17 protein-coding genes and 1 pseudogene are annotated in these 17,690 nt (G+C 36.1%); 8 read left to right on the top strand and 10 right to left on the bottom strand.

The genetic code is table 11. The features are described 5' to 3' along the window. Window positions 1-5 precede the first annotated feature (5 nt). The 3 genes from thrB to sodC all read right to left on the bottom strand — a co-directional run bounded on the left by thrB (window position 6) and on the right by sodC (window position 4,254). Window positions 6-950, bottom strand: a complete 945-nt coding sequence (thrB, locus tag B0186_RS06650; protein ID WP_078218596.1) for a homoserine kinase — start codon at window positions 948-950, stop codon at window positions 6-8. 12 nt (window positions 951-962) lie between these two features. Beyond that, entirely contained in the window at window positions 963-3,413 is a 2,451-nt protein-coding gene (thrA, locus tag B0186_RS06645; RefSeq protein ID WP_078218595.1) for a bifunctional aspartate kinase/homoserine dehydrogenase I, read from the bottom strand. A gap of 289 nt (window positions 3,414-3,702) precedes the next feature. Further along, window positions 3,703-4,254 carry a superoxide dismutase family protein gene (gene sodC, locus B0186_RS06640; RefSeq protein ID WP_078218594.1) on the bottom strand — a complete coding sequence of 184 codons (552 nt, stop codon included), beginning with the start codon at window positions 4,252-4,254 and terminating at the stop codon, window positions 3,703-3,705. A gap of 73 nt (window positions 4,255-4,327) precedes the next feature. Between sodC and B0186_RS06635 the strand changes: the two genes are divergently transcribed. After that, on the top strand, window positions 4,328-5,035 hold the full coding sequence (locus B0186_RS06635) for a YggS family pyridoxal phosphate-dependent enzyme (protein WP_078218593.1): 708 nt from the start codon (window positions 4,328-4,330) through the stop codon (window positions 5,033-5,035). A 52-nt stretch (window positions 5,036-5,087) separates the two neighbouring features. Here the strand turns inward: B0186_RS06635 and xseA are convergent, their stop codons facing one another. From xseA to B0186_RS06610, 5 genes are all read right to left on the bottom strand, one after another. Beyond that, window positions 5,088-6,422, bottom strand: coding sequence for an exodeoxyribonuclease VII large subunit (gene xseA, locus B0186_RS06630; protein WP_078218592.1), 1,335 nt, complete (start codon window positions 6,420-6,422; stop codon window positions 5,088-5,090). 170 nt (window positions 6,423-6,592) lie between these two features. Then, window positions 6,593-6,826, bottom strand: coding sequence for a hypothetical protein (locus B0186_RS06625; RefSeq protein WP_078218591.1), 234 nt, complete (start codon window positions 6,824-6,826; stop codon window positions 6,593-6,595). Between the two features lie 142 nt (window positions 6,827-6,968). After that, window positions 6,969-8,165 (bottom strand): ribosomal protein uL16 3-hydroxylase, encoded by a 1,197-nt coding sequence (locus B0186_RS06620; RefSeq protein WP_078218590.1) that lies wholly within the window; start codon window positions 8,163-8,165, stop codon window positions 6,969-6,971. A 9-nt stretch (window positions 8,166-8,174) separates the two neighbouring features. Continuing rightward, on the bottom strand, window positions 8,175-8,555 hold the full coding sequence (locus B0186_RS06615) for an RnfH family protein (RefSeq protein WP_169832921.1): 381 nt from the start codon (window positions 8,553-8,555) through the stop codon (window positions 8,175-8,177). Beyond that, window positions 8,539-8,973 carry a type II toxin-antitoxin system RatA family toxin gene (locus B0186_RS06610; protein WP_078218588.1) on the bottom strand — a complete coding sequence of 145 codons (435 nt, stop codon included), beginning with the start codon at window positions 8,971-8,973 and terminating at the stop codon, window positions 8,539-8,541. Before B0186_RS06610 ends, B0186_RS06615 begins: the two co-directional genes overlap by 17 nt. 190 nt (window positions 8,974-9,163) lie before the next feature. Here B0186_RS06610 and pth point away from each other — a divergent pair, with 190 nt between their 5' ends. From pth to rnt, 7 genes are all read left to right on the top strand, one after another. After that, complete coding sequence (pth, locus tag B0186_RS06605; protein ID WP_078218587.1) at window positions 9,164-9,748, top strand: aminoacyl-tRNA hydrolase; 585 nt, start codon at window positions 9,164-9,166, stop codon at window positions 9,746-9,748. A gap of 50 nt (window positions 9,749-9,798) precedes the next feature. Next, a complete protein-coding gene (ychF, locus tag B0186_RS06600; protein WP_078218586.1) occupies window positions 9,799-10,890 on the top strand; it encodes a redox-regulated ATPase YchF in 1,092 nt (363 codons plus the stop codon). 63 nt (window positions 10,891-10,953) lie between these two features. Further along, on the top strand, window positions 10,954-12,552 hold the full coding sequence (locus B0186_RS06595; RefSeq protein WP_078218585.1) for a sulfatase-like hydrolase/transferase: 1,599 nt from the start codon (window positions 10,954-10,956) through the stop codon (window positions 12,550-12,552). Next, window positions 12,545-12,982 (top strand): hypothetical protein, encoded by a 438-nt coding sequence (locus B0186_RS11670; protein ID WP_147285000.1) that lies wholly within the window; start codon window positions 12,545-12,547, stop codon window positions 12,980-12,982. The genes B0186_RS06595 and B0186_RS11670 overlap by 8 nt, the downstream gene beginning before the upstream one ends. A 5-nt stretch (window positions 12,983-12,987) precedes the next feature. Next, window positions 12,988-14,109, top strand: a complete 1,122-nt coding sequence (locus tag B0186_RS06590; protein ID WP_147285001.1) for a phosphoethanolamine transferase — start codon at window positions 12,988-12,990, stop codon at window positions 14,107-14,109. A gap of 74 nt (window positions 14,110-14,183) precedes the next feature. Continuing rightward, on the top strand, window positions 14,184-14,594 hold the full coding sequence (gloA, locus tag B0186_RS06585) for a lactoylglutathione lyase (protein WP_078218583.1): 411 nt from the start codon (window positions 14,184-14,186) through the stop codon (window positions 14,592-14,594). Window positions 14,595-14,818: 224 nt separating this feature from the next. Beyond that, complete coding sequence (gene rnt, locus B0186_RS06580; protein WP_078218582.1) at window positions 14,819-15,475, top strand: ribonuclease T; 657 nt, start codon at window positions 14,819-14,821, stop codon at window positions 15,473-15,475. 57 nt (window positions 15,476-15,532) lie between these two features. Here the strand turns inward: rnt and B0186_RS06575 are convergent. Together B0186_RS06575 and B0186_RS06570 are read right to left on the bottom strand one after the other, a co-directional pair. Continuing rightward, window positions 15,533-16,941, bottom strand: a pseudogene (locus B0186_RS06575) (multicopper oxidase domain-containing protein). A gap of 15 nt (window positions 16,942-16,956) precedes the next feature. Beyond that, on the bottom strand, window positions 16,957-17,682 hold the full coding sequence (locus tag B0186_RS06570; RefSeq protein ID WP_078218581.1) for a 1-acylglycerol-3-phosphate O-acyltransferase: 726 nt from the start codon (window positions 17,680-17,682) through the stop codon (window positions 16,957-16,959). Window positions 17,683-17,690: the final 8 nt, after the last annotated feature.

Raw genomic sequence — 17,690 nt, 5'->3', positions numbered from 1 at the left:
TCTCGTTAAGCTAAAGCTCTGGCACCTGCATTATCCACTTTACAGATATGCACAAAGCCTTCGTTATTTTGTAAATAATGATTTTCTAAATAAGTAGCTAATTTTGTCGCAATAGCTAAATCTGGTGCAATAGCAAACATGGTTGGACCTGAACCCGAAATACCAGAAGCAAGTGCGCCTAAATCTCTTACTGCTTGTTTAACTTCAGTAAAGTTTGGCAATAATGCCTCACGATAAGGCTCGGCAATCACATCTTTCATCATATAAGCCGCTAATGCTTCTTGTTGTGTGTGACAAGCATGAACGAAACTACCTAAATGACGTCCGTGCGAAATCATATCTTGTCGAGTATAGCTTTTCGGTAAAATAGCTCGAGCTTCAGCGGTTGATACCTCAATTCCAGGATAAGCCAAAACCCAATACCAATTATCGAAGAAAGGTAATTGCTGACAAATATTACCAAGGGATTGCACCATTAATTGCACACCGCCTAGATAGCAAGGGGCAACATTATCATAATGAATTGAACCTGAAATTCTGCCCTCTAATTCGCCCATCATTTCAAGCAATTCCATTTTGGAAAATGGCTGTTGATGAAATTCATTTAATGCCACCAATGCCGCAACGATAGAACAAGCACTCGAGCCCAAGCCTGAGCCAATCGGCATATTTTTTTCTAAGGTTAAACGAAGCGGTTTGACTTTTACATTGCGTAATTTTAAACGTTCACTAAATAACACATAGGCTTGATAAACAATGTTTTTTTGTGGTTCTTTCGGCAATTTACGCACAAAATAACCCGCACTTTCTAGCTCAAAGCCTTGTTCAATTTCTTCAATTTGAACAACATCGCCCAACAACGAACCATCAATGGGGGACACTGCTGCCCCCAAGGTATCAAATCCAACACTAATATTTGCACTTGATGCTGGTGCATAAATTCTTAACATTGATTACTCCAATTAATGTTTTAAGGTTCTTAAAATATCAGCGAAGATACCAGCTGCAGTTACTGCATTACCGGCTCCATAACCACGCAATAATAAAGGAATTGGCTGATAATAACGAGTATAGAAAGCTAAGGCATTTTCACCGTTTTTCACTTTATATAGTGGATCATCGCCATCCACAGCAACAATAGAAACCTTACATTTACCTTCTTCAATTTGACCTACATAGCGTAACACTTTGCCTTCCGATTGTGCTTTTGCAACTCTCTGAGCAAATGCTTCGTCTAATTCAGGTAACATCGCCATAAATTCATCAGCTGACTTACCTTCTGAGAAACCTTGAGGTAAAACACCTTCTACTTCTACATCAGATAATTCAAGTTCTAAGCCAGTTTCACGGGCTAAAATCAGTAATTTTCGTGCCACATCTTGTCCAGATAAATCATCTCTTGGATCTGGCTCTGTAAAGCCTCTTTCACGTGCAAGTGCGGTGGCTTCTGATAGAGAAAGTCCTTCTTCTAACTTACCAAAAATGAAAGAAAGAGAGCCGGATAAAATGCCATTAAAACGTACTACATCATCACCAGCGGCTAATAGATTTTGTAAGTTTTCAATTACCGGCAAGCCTGCACCAACGTTAGTATCATAAAGGAACTTACGTTGATTTTTACGAGCATTTTCACGCACTTGGTTATAATAATCTAACTCGCGGGTATTAGCTTTTTTGTTTGGTGTAACCACATGGAAACCTTCTTTTAAGGCTCTTTCATATAAGCCAGCAACACTTTCCGCTGTTGTACAATCCACAAAAACTGGATTAACCACATGATGTAATTTAATGAAAGAAAGTAACACATCAAAATCTGATGGCTGAGTTGCATTGGCTAAATCTTCACGCCAATTATCAAGATTTAAGCCATTTTCATTTAATAGCATTTTATTGGAATTAGCTAAGGCACAAACACGGATTTCAATGTCCTTTTTTGCTAAATATTGACCTTGGCGTTTAATTTGTTCAATCAACTCGCCGCCAACACCACCAACACCGACTAAAAACATATCTACCACTTTGCGATTATTAAATAAGGCTTGGTGCGTTGCTTTAACAGCTTCAATGGCTTTGTTCAAAGGAACTACCGCAGAAATTGAACGCTCCGAAGAACCCTGTGCGATTGCCACAATGCTGATATTGGCACTAGCTAAAGCAGAGAAGAAATTGGCTGCGATCCCTTTAGATTTTTGCATACCATCGCCTACGACAGAGATAATGGATAGATCATTGATAACTTCCACAGGATCAAGCTGTTTAGCTGCAAGTTCTTGTTCAAATTCAGCATTTAATGCTGCTTTTGCTTTTTCAACCGCTTTCGTTGGCACACAGAAACTAATGCTGTATTCAGAAGAAGATTGAGTAATTAAAATAACGGATACGCCAGCATTTAACATAGCAGAGAAAACACGAGCAGCCATCCCCACCATACCTTGCATACCAGGACCTGAAACGTTGAACATTGCCACATTATCTAAATTGGTGATGCCTTTTACTTGTAAGCCTTCTGAAGCTCTTTCATTACCATCGATAATTGAGCCAGCGGCGTCTGGGTTACCTGTATTTTTAATTAAGCAAGGGATTTGTGGCTCAACTAAAGGTCCAATAGTACGAGGGTGAATAACTTTGGCACCAAAATAAGAAAGCTCCATAGCTTCACGATAAGATAAGCTAGGAAGTAAGCGAGCATCAGGCACTAAACGAGGATCGCAGGTATAAACACCATCTACATCAGTCCAAATTTCACAAACACTTGCTCCTAAGCAAGCAGCTAAACAAGCGGCTGAATAATCCGATCCGTTGCGACCTAATAAAACTAATTCGCCTTTATCATTTCCCGCAGTGAAACCCGCCATGAGTACCACATTTTTAGCTGGAATAGATTTCGCATCAACTCGTTTAGTCGATTCTGCAATATCCACTGAAGACTCTAAATAACCACCACTTGCTAATAATTTTTCCACTGGATTGATGACAGTTACTTCATAACCACGAGCTTCAAACCATGCTTTCATCATCGCAATAGATAATTTTTCGCCACGACAATCAATAGTCGCTTTTACTGCATCTTCTACTTTTCCAGCTTGACGAATTTCTGCTAATAATCCACTAATTTGAGCAAATTCAGCATCAATTAATGCTTTAGTGCCCGCTAAATCAAAATTATTATTTTCAGCATATAGACCATTAATAATGTTATAGAAGATTTCAACAGCTTCGTTGAAGTTTGTATCGGTAGGTTGATTTAAAGCGGCTTTTTCAGAGAGGGCAACAAGATGATTAGTTATTTTGGCTGGAGCAGATAAAACACCAGCGGCTTGTTCCTCTAAATGAGCTTTCTCGATAAGTTGGGCTGCCTGAGAAAAACGTTCTGGGTTGGCAAGTGAAGTGCCACCAAATTTTAATACTCTCATGATAATCTCCTAGATGTTGTAATTTGAAAATTGTTATAAAAAAACCCGCACTTTTTTTATGATGCGGGCTTTATAGATCCTGTTTTTTATGCACTAGCCCACGACATTAATCATCATAATGGTCATAATAATCGTGGTAATCATAGAAGTGCGGTTATACATTTGGTTATTTCCAAATCGAAAAAACGAATGCGTTAGAAATACCGAAATTTTATATTGTTGTCAAATGGAAAATAAAAAAATAAGCACAATTTTTTAGATTGTGCTTATACAGTTAAATCATTGAATATTATTTAATCACACCACAAGCCATTCTTGCACCGCCACCACCAAGTGCAGCAGGGTGATCAGAATGATTATCGCCACCAGCATGGATCATTAAAGAGCGACCTTTAATTTCATCTAAAGATTTTAAGCGTGGTGCTAAAACAGGGTTAGTTGCATGACCTTCTGCATCAACATATAAAGCAGGTAAATCCCCTAAATGAGCATCATCAGACCAAGGGAAACCATGACCTTGTGCATTATTTGGATTCCAATGACCGCCAGCCGCTAATCCAGCCACAACTTTGCCATCTTTTTCTTTTGGCTCACAGCTTGGATTTTGATGAATATGGAAACCATGAACACCAGCAGTTAAACCTTTAATATGTGGCGCAAACACTAAACCATATTTAGATTCAGTAATATAAACTTGCCCAACTTTTTTGTTACCATTTGCAGGATCTAATAATTCAACATCCACAGTTAACATTGGTTTGTCTGTCGGTTGATGATGTTGATGAGCCATGGCTGACATAGCTAGTACAGAACAGCCTAAAGATAATAAAAATTTTTTCATAAGTTTTCCCCTGATAAATAATTGAGGTAGAATAAATTGCGAATAAACCCAACCATAGTAGGTCGCACTCATTATGCAAATAAAAAACAATTTAGCAACAATAAATCAACAAATATCTCAATATTGTGAACTTGCCCAAAGAAATTCCTCTTCTGTTTCTCTATTAGCTGTCAGCAAAACTAAACCAGTCACAGATATTCTAGCTGCTTATCAAGCTGGGCAAATTGCCTTCGGAGAAAACTATGTGCAAGAAGGTGTAGAAAAAATCCAGTATTTTAACGAGCAAAATATTCAGATTGAATGGCATTTTATTGGCCCACTTCAATCTAACAAAACCAAATTAGTTGCGGAACATTTTGATTGGATGCAAACCCTTGATCGTGAAAAAATTGCCACTCGTTTAAATGAGCAACGCCCTCATTATAAACAGCCGCTAAATGTACTTATTCAAATTAATATTAGTGATGAAAGTAGTAAATCTGGTATCCAACCAGAAGAAATGTTGAATTTAGCAAAACATATCCAAAACCTACCGCACTTACGCTTGCGTGGCTTAATGGCAATTCCAGCACCAACAGAAGATATTAGCGAACAAGAACAAGCCTTTAATCAAATGAAACAATTATTTACGGAACTACAACAGGCTTTCCCTAATACACAAATTGATACGCTATCCATGGGCATGAGCGATGATATGGCAAGTGCTATAAAGTGCGGTTCAACTATGGTGAGAATTGGCACGGCGATTTTTGGTAAAAGGGATTATGCAAATCAACCTTAAGACTCTGTCCCTAAATACACAAAAGGAGCAAATTGACTTGCTCCTTTTTTCTTTAATGTTCAACTTGCTCAACTCGGCTAAGAATAACGCCTCGTTCTAATTGGGTCTTAATTAGCTGACCTGTTTCAATTTGATGACTGTCTTTCAACGCCTGCCCTTTCTCGTTTTCAGTAATAGAATAACCCCGAGCCAACACTTTCAATGGACTTAAACTATCTAACTTGCCACATAATCGGCTCAGTTGATAATCTGCATTTTTGAGTTTGTTTTTTAGTCCAGCATTTAAACGAATTTCCAGCTGAGCCAAAGACTGCTGTTGTTTTTGCACATAATAAGGCAACGGCGAATTTTCTAAACGGCGACAAAGTGTGGTCATTTTTTGCTGCCTTTTATCCATAAATGTAGCTAGCGCAAGATGCAAGCGGTGAGATAATTGTTGCACTTTTTGTTGCTGAATATTTAATTGGCTTTGTGGATGTTGCTGCTGCAAACGAAATTGCAAACGCTGTAAAAGTTGGACTTTTTGCTGGAACAAACGATCTAGCGCCATTTCTAAACGCTGTTGGCGATACACTAACTGATCAATTAATTCTTGCTGATTGCGACTCACAAGCTCTGCAGCTGCAGAAGGCGTAGGTGCTCGCAAATCTGCCACAAAATCTGCAATGGTCACATCAGTTTCATGCCCAACAGCACTAATCACTGGCAACTGTGAATTAAAAATGACTCGAGCCACAATTTCCTCATTGAAACACCATAAATCCTCTAAGGAACCACCACCTCGTCCAACAATTAATACATCAACTTCTCGGCGCTGATTAGCAAGCTCAATCATTTGCACAATTTCAGCTGTCGCCTCTTTACCTTGTACAGACGTCGGATAAATCACAACTTTTAGGCTAGGATCTCGCCGCTGTAAAATATGCAGAATATCCTGTAATGCCGCACCAGTAGGCGATGTCACAATCCCAACGGTTTTTGCAAAGTGCGGTAAGTTTTTCTTTAAATTTTGCGCAAACAATCCTTCCGCAGCCAATTTTAACTTTAACGCCTCAAATTGCTGTTGCAATAGACCTTCGCCTGCTGGGTGCATTGATTCAATAATTAATTGATAATCCCCCCTAGGCTCATACAAACTCACGGAAGCTCGCACTAACACCTGCATGCCATTTTGTGCTTTAAAATTGACTCGCATATTTTTCATACGAAACATAGCACAACGCACCTGTGCATTTTCATCTTTCAACGTGAGATACCAATGTCCAGAAACTGGCTGGGTAAAATTGGAAATTTCCCCTGTTAACCAAACCAACCCCAGCTGCCCTTCTAACATTTGGCGCACGGACTGGTTAAGTTGAGATACAGAATAAATCTTTGCTTGATTCATATTTTGCTCAAAAAGAAAACTAGCGAGATAAACTCGCTAGGGTTAATGGTTATTTTGATGATTTTGTTGCTCTTTTTTTTTCAATATAGCATTCATAACGCTTATATATCACAAAAATAGCTAATGCTATAAATGCAAGAGATAACGTAAATGATAAATTTCCATTCATCTTATTCTCCTTTCAATTTATTTTCTCTCAATTTTTTAGCAACCACTAAACCATAATAACTAATTAAAATGAGTAGTATCAAATTAACAATTTTGAAAAATAAAGTGTGTTCACTATACGCAACAATAGGAAAGGATACAATCGAAATCTTTGCAATATCTTCTAAGAGCTTAGCCCAAGCCTCTTGGGTATCAGAAGTTATTGGCTGTTCAATTAATTTTAGCTTACTTAACATTATTGCCCTCCTTAAGAATAAAACAACAATATTATGAATAAAAAATAACGCTAAAAAAACTTAGCGTCACTTTTTTGTGATCCTAATCGTAATATTAGGAATAAACTTGCATATAAATAAAATATTTTACCTTTAACACTCATTACAACAGCAACACCCAGCCATCATCTAGCCAATTACAAATAGTATCCAATAATAATTCCATTTCTGTATCTGGATCTTCGCTTTGATGAATAAGTGCGGTTAAATCTGCGAGAGTTAATTGCTCGCCGTCAGCCAAACGTTTCAACAACTGTCTTTCAATGCTGTTAAGCTCATCTAGCCATTCGCCATTAGCATAAATTTGTAATGGATTTTCCGTATAAAGTAACTTGCAATTATTATCCTGTTGCAAGATGCCGTTATCTTCCAAAATCGACCGCACTTCATCAGGATCAGCCATCTCATCTGTTTGCAATAATTCATAACGGCGTGAACTTACCGTGCTAGCCACCGCTTGTTTAAATAATTGATCAAATTGCGCTGAAGTAGCTAATTTAGCTAATAATTGCACTTTCATATTGTCAATCATAGTTTGATCTAACTTTCCAGTTTTTTGTACAGCTGGGCTCAAACGCAGAGGAATGGTAAACTCAGTGAGGTCAAGATCAGGATTTTGCTGACAAAAACCTTTATTAATATTTTCAAATAAATCCGCTAAATTTGGATAACGTAAACCAAATGAGAAAGTCAAACAATCCTCTTCTGCAACGCCATAATGAGATAGGCGTGATGGCACATAAAGCACATCACCTGGCGCCATGACTTCATCAAGCACTAATTCGCCCATATCATCGAAAATACGAATAGGCTGATTTGGTTTAAATTCAGTACTAGGATCACACCATTTGCCTAATTGCCAGCGGCGATGACCATAACCTTGCACTAGAAAAACATCATATTCATCATAATGCTTACCAACGGAACCGCCCTTTTGTGCATAAGACACCATAATGTCATCACGTTGCCATTGAGGAATAAAACCAAATGAATTCCAAAGTTCCCCCAATTCAGCGGACCATTGTTCTAAATTTTGCACAAGTACCGTCCATTTTTCTGGCAAATTAGCAAAATCTTCCTCAGTCAAAGGGCTACGCTTTAATTGCCAATTATCTTCCGCATATTGCTTGATTAAACGTGCGCTTGCATCTTCATTTTGTGCTAATTCAATAATATCTTGTGGTTCAAACATTCCCACTAATTGTGGTAAACCATTGCGAATAACTAAAGGTTTCTTTTGCCAATAATCACGTAAAAATATTTCTGGGGTAATATGCTCTGGTAAGCAAAAAGTTGTCATGGATAACTCCTATTCTTGCGAGGAAATTGATTGTTGTGAGGAAAGTGCGGTCTGTTTTGCCAATTTTTTCGCTGATTTTTCCGCTTTTTTCTGTTCTTCCAATTCTTTTTGTTGCTGTTCTGCACGCTTACGGCGAATTTCTTTTGGATCCGCGAATAAAGGACGATAAATTTCAATACGATCTCCCTTATTCACTGTATCCGTTAATTTTGCGGGACGACTAAAAATCCCAACTTTATTTTCGCGTAAATCGATTTCTGTAAATTCTTGCAAAATGCCCGATTGAAAAATGGCTGCTTGAATAATAGTGCCTTCCTCAACTTGCAGTTTTTTCAAATAATATTTATCAGGCAAGGCATAAGCTATTTCTATATTAATCACGATAAACATCCTTTGCGCGTTGTTTAAATGCTTCGATCATTCTTGCAGTTAACTGTGAAAAAATCTGTCCAAAAGCGAAAGCAATAATCGGATTAGAGAATTCAAATTCTAATTGCAAAGCAATTTCACAACATTGTTCATCAATTTCCCGAAAAGTCCATTTCCCTTGTAACTGTTTAAAAGGTCCAGACACTAATTGCATTTTAATTTCTTGGTTCGGCATTAATTGATTTTTAGTGGCAAAAACCTGACGAATACCAGCTTTACTAATAGTCAATTCGCCAATCATTTCATTTTCGACTTGTTGCAATGTTTTTGCAGCAATACAACCAGGCAAAAATTGAGGGTAACTTTCGTAATCGTTGACAAGATCGTACATTTGCTTAGCACTATAAGCGACTAAAGCACGCTGATTTATACTTGGCATAAAAATAAAGATATTGAGTAAAAAATGGCGCCATTATAGCGGAAAAGTGCGGTCAAAATAAGAGAAATAATAGAAAATACTTGTTTATGTTAAAGTATCCACGCCTTTGTCTTCTAATTGAGCGCAAATCAATTTTCCGCTACAATAGCGCACCGTTTTTAACGAGCAAAAATATCAATATTAGAAATCAATGTCAGAAATAAAATTAATTGTAGGTTTAGGCAATCCCGGCGATAAATACGCGGCTACTCGCCATAATGCTGGCGAGTGGTTAATTGAGCGTTTAGCCAGACGTTTTAACCTGAATTTATCTGCTGAAGCCAAGTTTTCAGGCAAAACTGCAAGAGCGGTCATTAATGGACAAGAAATTCGCTTTCTTATTCCTACTACTTTTATGAATTTAAGCGGTAAAGCAGTGGGTGCTTTGGCGAATTTTTATCGTATTCAACCAGAGCAAATTCTGGTTATTCATGATGAATTAGATTTACCACCAGGTGTTGCCAAAATTAAGCAAGGTGGAGGACATGGTGGGCATAATGGCTTGAAAGATATTATTGCTCAACTGGCGAATAATAAAAATTTCTACCGTTTGCGTATCGGTATTGGTCATCCGGGGGATAAGAATTTAGTAGCTTCTTATGTTCTCAATAAGCCCTCTCCAACAGATTGGCAATTAATTGACCGCACTTTAGATGAGGCTACAGATTCGGTGGAAATCCTTATTAAAGAAGGGATAACCAAAGCAACTAATAGACTTAATGCGTTTAAAGCATAAAAGCAAACAACAAAAAGATTTAGAAAACCTGATAAAAAATAGGAAAAATTATGGGATTTAAATGTGGTATTGTTGGCTTACCAAACGTTGGTAAATCAACCCTTTTCAATGCGTTAACTAAAGCAGGTATCGAAGCTGCAAACTATCCGTTTTGTACTATTGAACCGAATACGGGCGTGGTGCCAATGCCCGATCCACGTCTTGATGCTTTAGCTGAAATTGTCAAACCTGAGCGTGTACTTCCAACTACAATGGAGTTTGTGGATATTGCGGGTTTAGTGGCTGGAGCAAGTAAAGGCGAAGGTTTAGGAAATAAATTCTTAGCCAATATTCGTGAAACAGATGCAATCGGACACGTTGTTCGTTGTTTTGAGAATGATGATATTGTTCACGTTGCAGGCAAAATTGATCCATTAGACGATATTGAAACCATCAATACAGAATTAGCATTAGCTGACTTAGATAGCTGTGAACGTGCAATTCAACGTTTGCAAAAACGTGCTAAAGGTGGCGACAAAGAGGCTAAATTTGAATTATCTGTCATGGAGAAAATTCTACCAGTATTAGAAAATGCAGGCATGATTCGTTCTGTTGCTTTGGATAAAGATGAATTGCACGCGATTAAAAGCTATAACTTCTTAACCTTAAAGCCAACAATGTACATTGCCAACGTCAATGAAGACGGCTTTGAAAATAATCCATATTTGGACAAAGTGCGTGAGTTTGTAGCCAAAGAAGGTTCTGTGGTTGTGCCAGTTTGTGCAGCGATTGAAGCAGAAATTGCCGAATTAGATGACGATGAAAAAACCGAGTTTTTACAGGATTTAGGCATTGAAGAACCGGGCTTAAATCGCGTTATTCGTGCAGGTTATGCATTATTGAATTTACAAACCTACTTCACAGCGGGTGTAAAAGAAGTACGAGCTTGGACAGTTTCCGTTGGAGCAACAGCACCAAAAGCGGCAGCAGTTATTCATACGGATTTCGAGAAAGGCTTTATTCGTGCTGAAGTCATCGCCTATGATGATTTTATCCAATATAAAGGCGAAACTGGTGCGAAAGAAGCGGGGAAATGGCGTTTAGAAGGAAAGGATTATATTGTGCAAGATGGCGATGTAATGCATTTCCGTTTTAATGTTTAATATTTTCAACTAATTTTATACCGCACTTTAAATTAAAAGTGCGGTATTTTTTCAGAGAAAAAAATGAAACCGAATTTTCTTCTTCAACCAATATTTATTCTTGTATTATCTTTATACTCATTTACCACCACATTAGCACTCAGTCCTTACTATCCAAATTTTCTCTATCAAAATTGGTTTGAAACCTTATTATTATTTGCATTTCTTTATGCAAGTTTTTTACTTTCCAATAAATTCTTTTATCTCGTTACAAGTGTAATATTTTTACCCGCACTTTTATATTTACCACAAATTATTCTATATGGTGGCTTAACTATTGGTGTTGTTGCTTCCCTTCATGAAACTAACTCGGCAGAAAGTATCGAATATTTAAGAAGTATTCCCTATTCTATTTATATTTATTGCTTCTTATATATTGTTTTATTTTTAACTTTAATCATATTAAGTAAAAAAACAGCAAAACCAAAAGTTTCGTTGAGTATTTTTATTTTATTATGGGGATTAATTTTAGGTAGCACCTTTGATGCACCAATAAAAAAATACAATAAAGTATCTTTTCCAGTGGCTTTAGAAAGCTCTCCATTTTATCCAATTGCTTTTACAACAAAAGCAATCAACTTAAAAAATGCTTACCAAAAAGAAAAGTCAGAATTTGATCAAGCATTAAAGCAGCCTAATAGCTGGGAAATTATTAGCACCAATGCAAAATATAAAAATTATATATTAATTATTGGCGAAAGTATGCGTAAAGATTATATGTCTGCTTATGGTTATCCCATTAAAACAACGCCATTTTTAGATAAGGTAAACGGCATTGTTTTTAATGATTATGTTGCAGCATCAGGTAATACACAACTTTCTCTAAAAAACACCTTATATCGTAAACAAGATAGAGAAACTTTTATTTATACGGATAATATTATTTCGCTTGCTAACAAAGCGAATTTCAAAACGTATTGGCTATCGAATCAAGGTATGCTTGGGCAATATGACACTATTGCTTCTCGTATCGGGCAACAGGCAAGCTATTTCTTTTTTAGCAAAAAGGGATCTTATGATGATAAAAATTACTTTGATACCGTATTACTTGAACCATTTAAAAAGGCATTAACAGAACAAACGGAACAAGGTAAGTTAATTGTTTTACATTTAATTGGTTCGCATCCTTTATTTTGTGAAAGACTTGAAAAACAACCTAGCGAAAAAAGATTTAGTAAAGAAGTAGATTGTTATATTGAAACCATTAAACAAACAGATCATTTTATTGCTACTATTAATGAAATATTAAAACAGAATAATCAATCCTATTCCGTATTATATTTTTCCGATCATGGTTTATCTCATTTTAAAGATAAAAGCACCTTAACTTTAACTGTCGGTAATAAATATAAACAAAACTATGAAGTGCCTTTAATTAGATTTTCTAGTGATGATGTAAAGCGTGAATATATTCAAGCACCTAAATCAGCATTTCATTTTATGGGTGGTTTTGCACAATGGTTAGGTATTCAAGAAAAACATTTACAGCAAGAACAAAATTTCTTTAGTGAGGAAACCACTCTCCCAATTAAAATTTTTAACTGGCAGAAATTTGTGAATTTTGAAGATTTGGATAGTGATCCTGCAATAATCAATATAAAGAAGGAAATTAATTATGAGTAAATATATATCAAAGCATTACTTTAAAATACTACTTCTAGTATTTTCTGTTAGTACAATTCTAGCATTAGGGTACCAACCACACTCTATACGTCACTTACTGGGGAAAACAATATTCTTATGGTTGGTATTATATTTTACATATAAAACAAATAAAAAATTATTTTATATTTCATCTTCTATAATATTTATAATGAGTTTATTATATATGCCTCAAGCAATAATGCTTGGACCTATCTCCACTGGTATTCTTATTTCTCTATTTGAAACAAACACAACAGAAAGCATAGAATACTTATCAAATATTCCTTCTGATATATACTTTTATTGTTTACTCTACGTTGCATTATTTATTTTATTAATTATGGCAAGCAAGCAAGCAAGCAAGCAAGCAACGGTAACAAGTTTAAATATAAAAATCATATCATCTTAGCTTTATTGATTATTTTTTCTTTTAATAAAGATATTTATAGATATATTAAAGGGGGAGATTTTACTATTGAAAAAAATGAAATTTATCCTATTCAATTTGTAATTGATATTTATCAATTAACCTCATTCTATATGCAAGAAAGCCATGAATTAGAGACCGCACTTTCCATACCTTCCACATGGAATGTTATTTCTTCCAATCCAAAATATAAAAATTTTATTTTAATTATCGGTGAGAGTATGAGAAAAGATTATATGTCTTCTTATGGCTATCCAATTGAAACAACACCATTTTTATCTAAAATTCCAGGAGTTATCTTCAATAATTATGTTTCTGCCGCTCCAAATACTCAGCCATCATTAAAACATACTTTATATCGAAAACAAGAAGAAGGAAAATTTATCTATACAGATAATATTATATCACTTGCCAATAAAGCTAATTTCAAAACCTATTGGCTATCTAATCAGGGTATATTTGAACGGAATGATACTAGTGCTTCTCGAATTGGACAACAAGCAGATTATTCTTTTTTTACAAAAAAATCTTTTAGTGATAGAAATTATTTTGATACTGTTTTACTCGAACCATTAAAAAAATCTTTAACAGAAAAAACAGAAAAAACAAAATTAATCGTTTTACATTTAATGGGTTCTCACCCCGAGTTTTGTCAACGCCTTGAAAAACAACCTACAGAAAAAAGATTTAGCAAAGAAATAGATTGTTATATCGAAAGCATTAAACAAACAGATCATTTTATTGCTACAATCAATGAAATATTAAAGCAAACTAATCAGTCATATTCCGTTATTTATTTTTCCGATCATGGTTTATCTCATTATAAAAATAGAAAAACTTTAGCCGTGGGTAATAAATATAAACAAAATTACGAAATTCCTTTTATTAAATTTTCAAGTGATGATGTGACACGTGAATATATTCAAGCACCTAAATCCGCATTTCATTTTATGGGAGGATTTGCACAATGGTTAGGTATTCAAGAAAAACATTTACAACAAGAGCCTAATTTTTTTAGTGAAAAAACAATTTTGCCAATTAAAGTTTTTAACTGGCAAAAATTTGTAAATTTTAAAGATTTGGATAGTGATCCAGCTATAGCACCATAATGGATATTAATGATCTTTAATTCACTTTATGCCATAATACGCGCCGTTTTATCAGCGACTTAAAGGATAAGGATATGAGAATTTTACATACTATGTTACGTGTGGGCGATATGGATCGCTCGATCCACTTTTACCAAAATGTTTTAGGTATGCGTTTATTACGCACTAGCGAAAACACTGAATATAAATACTCTTTAGCTTTTTTAGGCTATGATGATGAAGAAAATTCCTCTGTGATTGAGCTAACTTATAACTGGGGAGTAAGTGGATATGAAATGGGTACAGCTTATGGTCATATCGCCATTGGGGTTGAAGATATTTATGCCACTTGTGAAGCAGTAAAACAAGCTGGTGGAAAAATTACTCGTGAGCCTGGTCCTGTGAAAGGTGGTAAAACTGTTATTGCTTTCGTGGAAGATCCTGATGGTTATAAAATCGAGTTTATTGAAAATAAAATGGCACAAGCTGGACTAGGCAATCAATAAGTTTTTATCTTAAAGAAAATGGGTATTTGCGATTGAAATTGTAGGGACGCCACGCTGGCGTCCGTTGAAAATAAAATAGCAAAATTTAATTTTTGTTAAATATTTTCGGACGCCAGCATGGCGTCCCTACTGTTCATAAAATGTTATACAACTACTACATGATAATGCACTTTATCTGCCCATTTTAAATTTTACATTTATCTCATTTTTATAAGGCAATTTTTGTGACCGCACTTTCAGAACAAGCAACAGATTATAATTTACTTAAAAATCGATTTCGTGGTTATTTTCCCGTGATTATTGATGTGGAAACGGCAGGATTAAATGCGCAAACTGATGCATTATTAGAGTTAGCAGCGATTACATTAAAAATGGACGAAAATGGTTGGTTAGTCCCTGATGAAAAATGCCACTTCCATATTCAACCTTTTGAGGGCGCTAATATTAACCCTGAATCACTCAAATTTAATGGCATTGATATCGATAATCCATTACGAGGTGCAGTATCAGAAAATATTGCCATCAGTGAGCTATTTAAAATGGTACGCCGTGGGCAAAAAGCTGCAGATTGCCAACGTTCTATCATTGTGGCGCATAATGCAACTTTTGATCAAAGTTTCCTTATGGCTGCTGCAGAGCGCACAAAAATCAAACGTAATCCATTTCACCCTTTTTCCATGTTTGATACCGCTACTTTAAGCGGATTTATGTTTGGGCAAACAGTATTAGTCAAAGGCTGCCAAGCAGCAAATATTGCCTTTGATGGAAAACAGGCTCATTCAGCTTTATATGATACAGAACGGACCGCCGAGCTTTTCTGCTATATGGTCAACCACTTGAAGCAACTTGGCGGCTTTCCTCATGTGGCAAACCGCGCATAAAAAACGGTGCTAATTTAGCACCGCACTTTTTATCAAATTTCTGAAGTTTCATTAAACTCACTGCACAATTATCGTTCCCAAGCAGCCTTGATCCGCTAACATTAAGTCCGATGAACCAAAAACAAAAGGGAAATTATTAGAAGAGGTATGGTTAAATTGCACTAAAATTTCGACTTTGCCATCAACCCAAATACTGTCTTTCCATGCGATATCGGATTGTTCAACCAGCTGATCGTTTATCCTTTCCACAACAAAACGAGTCCCTTGAATTTTAAAGCCTATTGGTTTTGAGGAAGTTAAAACCCAACGTTCTGTTTGCCCAACCATCGTACTCACATCAATACGGTTAGGTTCAAAGCGCTGTTGATTAATAGTGGCATTAGCCACATCAAAATAAAACTCTCGAGTTTTCATATTTTTATCTGGCAACAAACTTGGTGCATCCGTATTGAATTGCCAATTAGTTGGGTTATAAAATGCCGATGCTAAGCCTTCAGTTCGCAATTCAAGAATGACATTATCAACTAATTCTGAATCGGAGCTAAACATTTTGCCAATCTTATTAAAAAGGTTTGTTTTATTGCCAGTAATTAAAATTGCATTGCCACCTTCACTTAAATCCACCAATAACTCGACTCGCTCACTCGGTGCAAGTGCAATTTTTTTGACTGTTTTGGATTGCGGTAAATAACTTTGATCTTGAGCAATGAGTAAAAAATCTCTGTCATCATCAAATTTCACATCATAAGACCGAGATAAAGACGCATTGAGCAAGCGTAAACGAATTAATCCCCTAGGCACATTCAAATAAGGGGCTTCAACTCCATTAACCAGTAATCGTTCGCCAAAAAAGTGCGGTCGATTTTGCTGAAATAATTGCACTCCATCCGAATTTAATTGCATGTCTTGCAAAATAAGCGGAATATCATCTATGCCATATTTTTGTGGAGTTTAGACTGGCGACTATCTTTGTCATCAATAATCCACATACCAACTAGCCCACGATAAGTTTGGTAAGCGGAATTCGCTAAAGTACAAGCATGATAGAAACAAGTTGAGGCTGGTTGTGTAATAGGTAAAATAGGCGCCCAAATTTCACCTGAGGTGAAGACTCGCCCAACACCACCAATTAATTCACTACTTACTTGCAAGCCTTGGATATTCATTGCCACTGCTTGAGGCAAATTATTACGATAATTTAGCTTAACAAAATCACCTTGCTTAACTCTTACTGTTGGACCTAAGTAAGCGCCATTAAAGCCCCAAACTTCTGTTAGTTTTTTATCGATAAAGGAAATTTGTGATTGCTCCATCGTTAAAAAAACAGGTCTGCCACGCTTTACATCTAGCAAAGGCGGAATAAATAAAGGTAAACGGCTAGCAGCCATGACTGATTGGGGAATAAAGGATAAAGAACCAGCGAAAGCGCTGGTTTTTAAAAATTCTCGTCGAGTAAAGGATTTCATATTCTTCCTTATCACTTACACAGATTGCTGTTGAATTTCTGTGTCAAGTTCTTCAATACGTTTTTGCATAATTTGATGGCAATATTCAGCTAATTCACGCACATTTTCTTTTGTATAACCAGATGTATCCACGGGTTGCAACATTTCACAAATCACTTTGCCATTATTCCAACGATTTAAATCGATGCGATTATGTGTTGTTGAACAAACAACAGGAACAATTGGTACTCCAGCTGTGACTGCGGCATAAAATGCCCCCATTTTAAAAGGCAATAATCCACGTCCACGACTACGTGTTCCTTCAGGGAACATCCAAACAGACAAGTTATCTTCGTTGATGCGCTTAGCGACTTGGTTCATTGTACTATGTGCTTTAGAACGATTTTCTCTATCTAAAAAAATATTTCCTGTTGCCCAATAAAGAATACCGAAGAAAGGGATCCAAATAAGACTTTTCTTACCTACGCTCACCGTACGTGGACGCACCATATAGGAAATAGTCACCATGTCATAATTATTTTGATGGTTACCAATATAGATACAACGCCCAAAATCATCGACATTTTCAGGGAAGCGATGTTCAACTTTCAAGCCAAAGAAAGGATATAAACGCCCAAACCAACGCGCCATAATCCCGACATTACTTGGATTTTTAAAACGAACAAGTGAATAAATCGATCCTAATACACAAATCAAAATACAGCAGAAAACCACTACAATAATTCTTAATAATTTCAACATAAATTATA

The organism is Canicola haemoglobinophilus, assembly GCF_002015075.1.
In the GTDB taxonomy this organism is placed as follows: domain Bacteria; phylum Pseudomonadota; class Gammaproteobacteria; order Enterobacterales; family Pasteurellaceae; genus Canicola; species Canicola haemoglobinophilus.
The sequence above is the reverse complement of the archived record's forward strand: the minus strand, read 5'-3'. Positions and strand labels throughout refer to the sequence as shown.

What these genes read in the sequence shown, in the direction of transcription:
- sodC (WP_078218594.1), bottom strand. Translation starts at nt 4,254, where the DNA reads ATGAAAAAATTTTTATTATCTTTAGGCTGTTCTGTACTAGCTATGTCA.
- B0186_RS06625 (WP_078218591.1), bottom strand. Translation starts at nt 6,826, where the DNA reads ATGTTAAGTAAGCTAAAATTAATTGAACAGCCAATAACTTCTGATACC.
- B0186_RS06615 (WP_169832921.1), bottom strand. Translation starts at nt 8,555, where the DNA reads ATGTTTATCGTGATTAATATAGAAATAGCTTATGCCTTGCCTGATAAA.
- B0186_RS06635 (WP_078218593.1), top strand. Translation starts at nt 4,328, where the DNA reads ATGCAAATAAAAAACAATTTAGCAACAATAAATCAACAAATATCTCAA.
- thrA (WP_078218595.1), bottom strand. Translation starts at nt 3,413, where the DNA reads ATGAGAGTATTAAAATTTGGTGGCACTTCACTTGCCAACCCAGAACGT.
- B0186_RS06595 (WP_078218585.1), top strand. Translation starts at nt 10,954, where the DNA reads ATGAAACCGAATTTTCTTCTTCAACCAATATTTATTCTTGTATTATCT.
- ychF (WP_078218586.1), top strand. Translation starts at nt 9,799, where the DNA reads ATGGGATTTAAATGTGGTATTGTTGGCTTACCAAACGTTGGTAAATCA.
- thrB (WP_078218596.1), bottom strand. Translation starts at nt 950, where the DNA reads ATGTTAAGAATTTATGCACCAGCATCAAGTGCAAATATTAGTGTTGGA.
- gloA (WP_078218583.1), top strand. Translation starts at nt 14,184, where the DNA reads ATGAGAATTTTACATACTATGTTACGTGTGGGCGATATGGATCGCTCG.
- B0186_RS11670 (WP_147285000.1), top strand. Translation starts at nt 12,545, where the DNA reads ATGAGTAAATATATATCAAAGCATTACTTTAAAATACTACTTCTAGTA.
- B0186_RS06610 (WP_078218588.1), bottom strand. Translation starts at nt 8,973, where the DNA reads ATGCCAAGTATAAATCAGCGTGCTTTAGTCGCTTATAGTGCTAAGCAA.
- pth (WP_078218587.1), top strand. Translation starts at nt 9,164, where the DNA reads ATGTCAGAAATAAAATTAATTGTAGGTTTAGGCAATCCCGGCGATAAA.
- B0186_RS06620 (WP_078218590.1), bottom strand. Translation starts at nt 8,165, where the DNA reads ATGACAACTTTTTGCTTACCAGAGCATATTACCCCAGAAATATTTTTA.
- B0186_RS06570 (WP_078218581.1), bottom strand. Translation starts at nt 17,682, where the DNA reads ATGTTGAAATTATTAAGAATTATTGTAGTGGTTTTCTGCTGTATTTTG.
- xseA (WP_078218592.1), bottom strand. Translation starts at nt 6,422, where the DNA reads ATGAATCAAGCAAAGATTTATTCTGTATCTCAACTTAACCAGTCCGTG.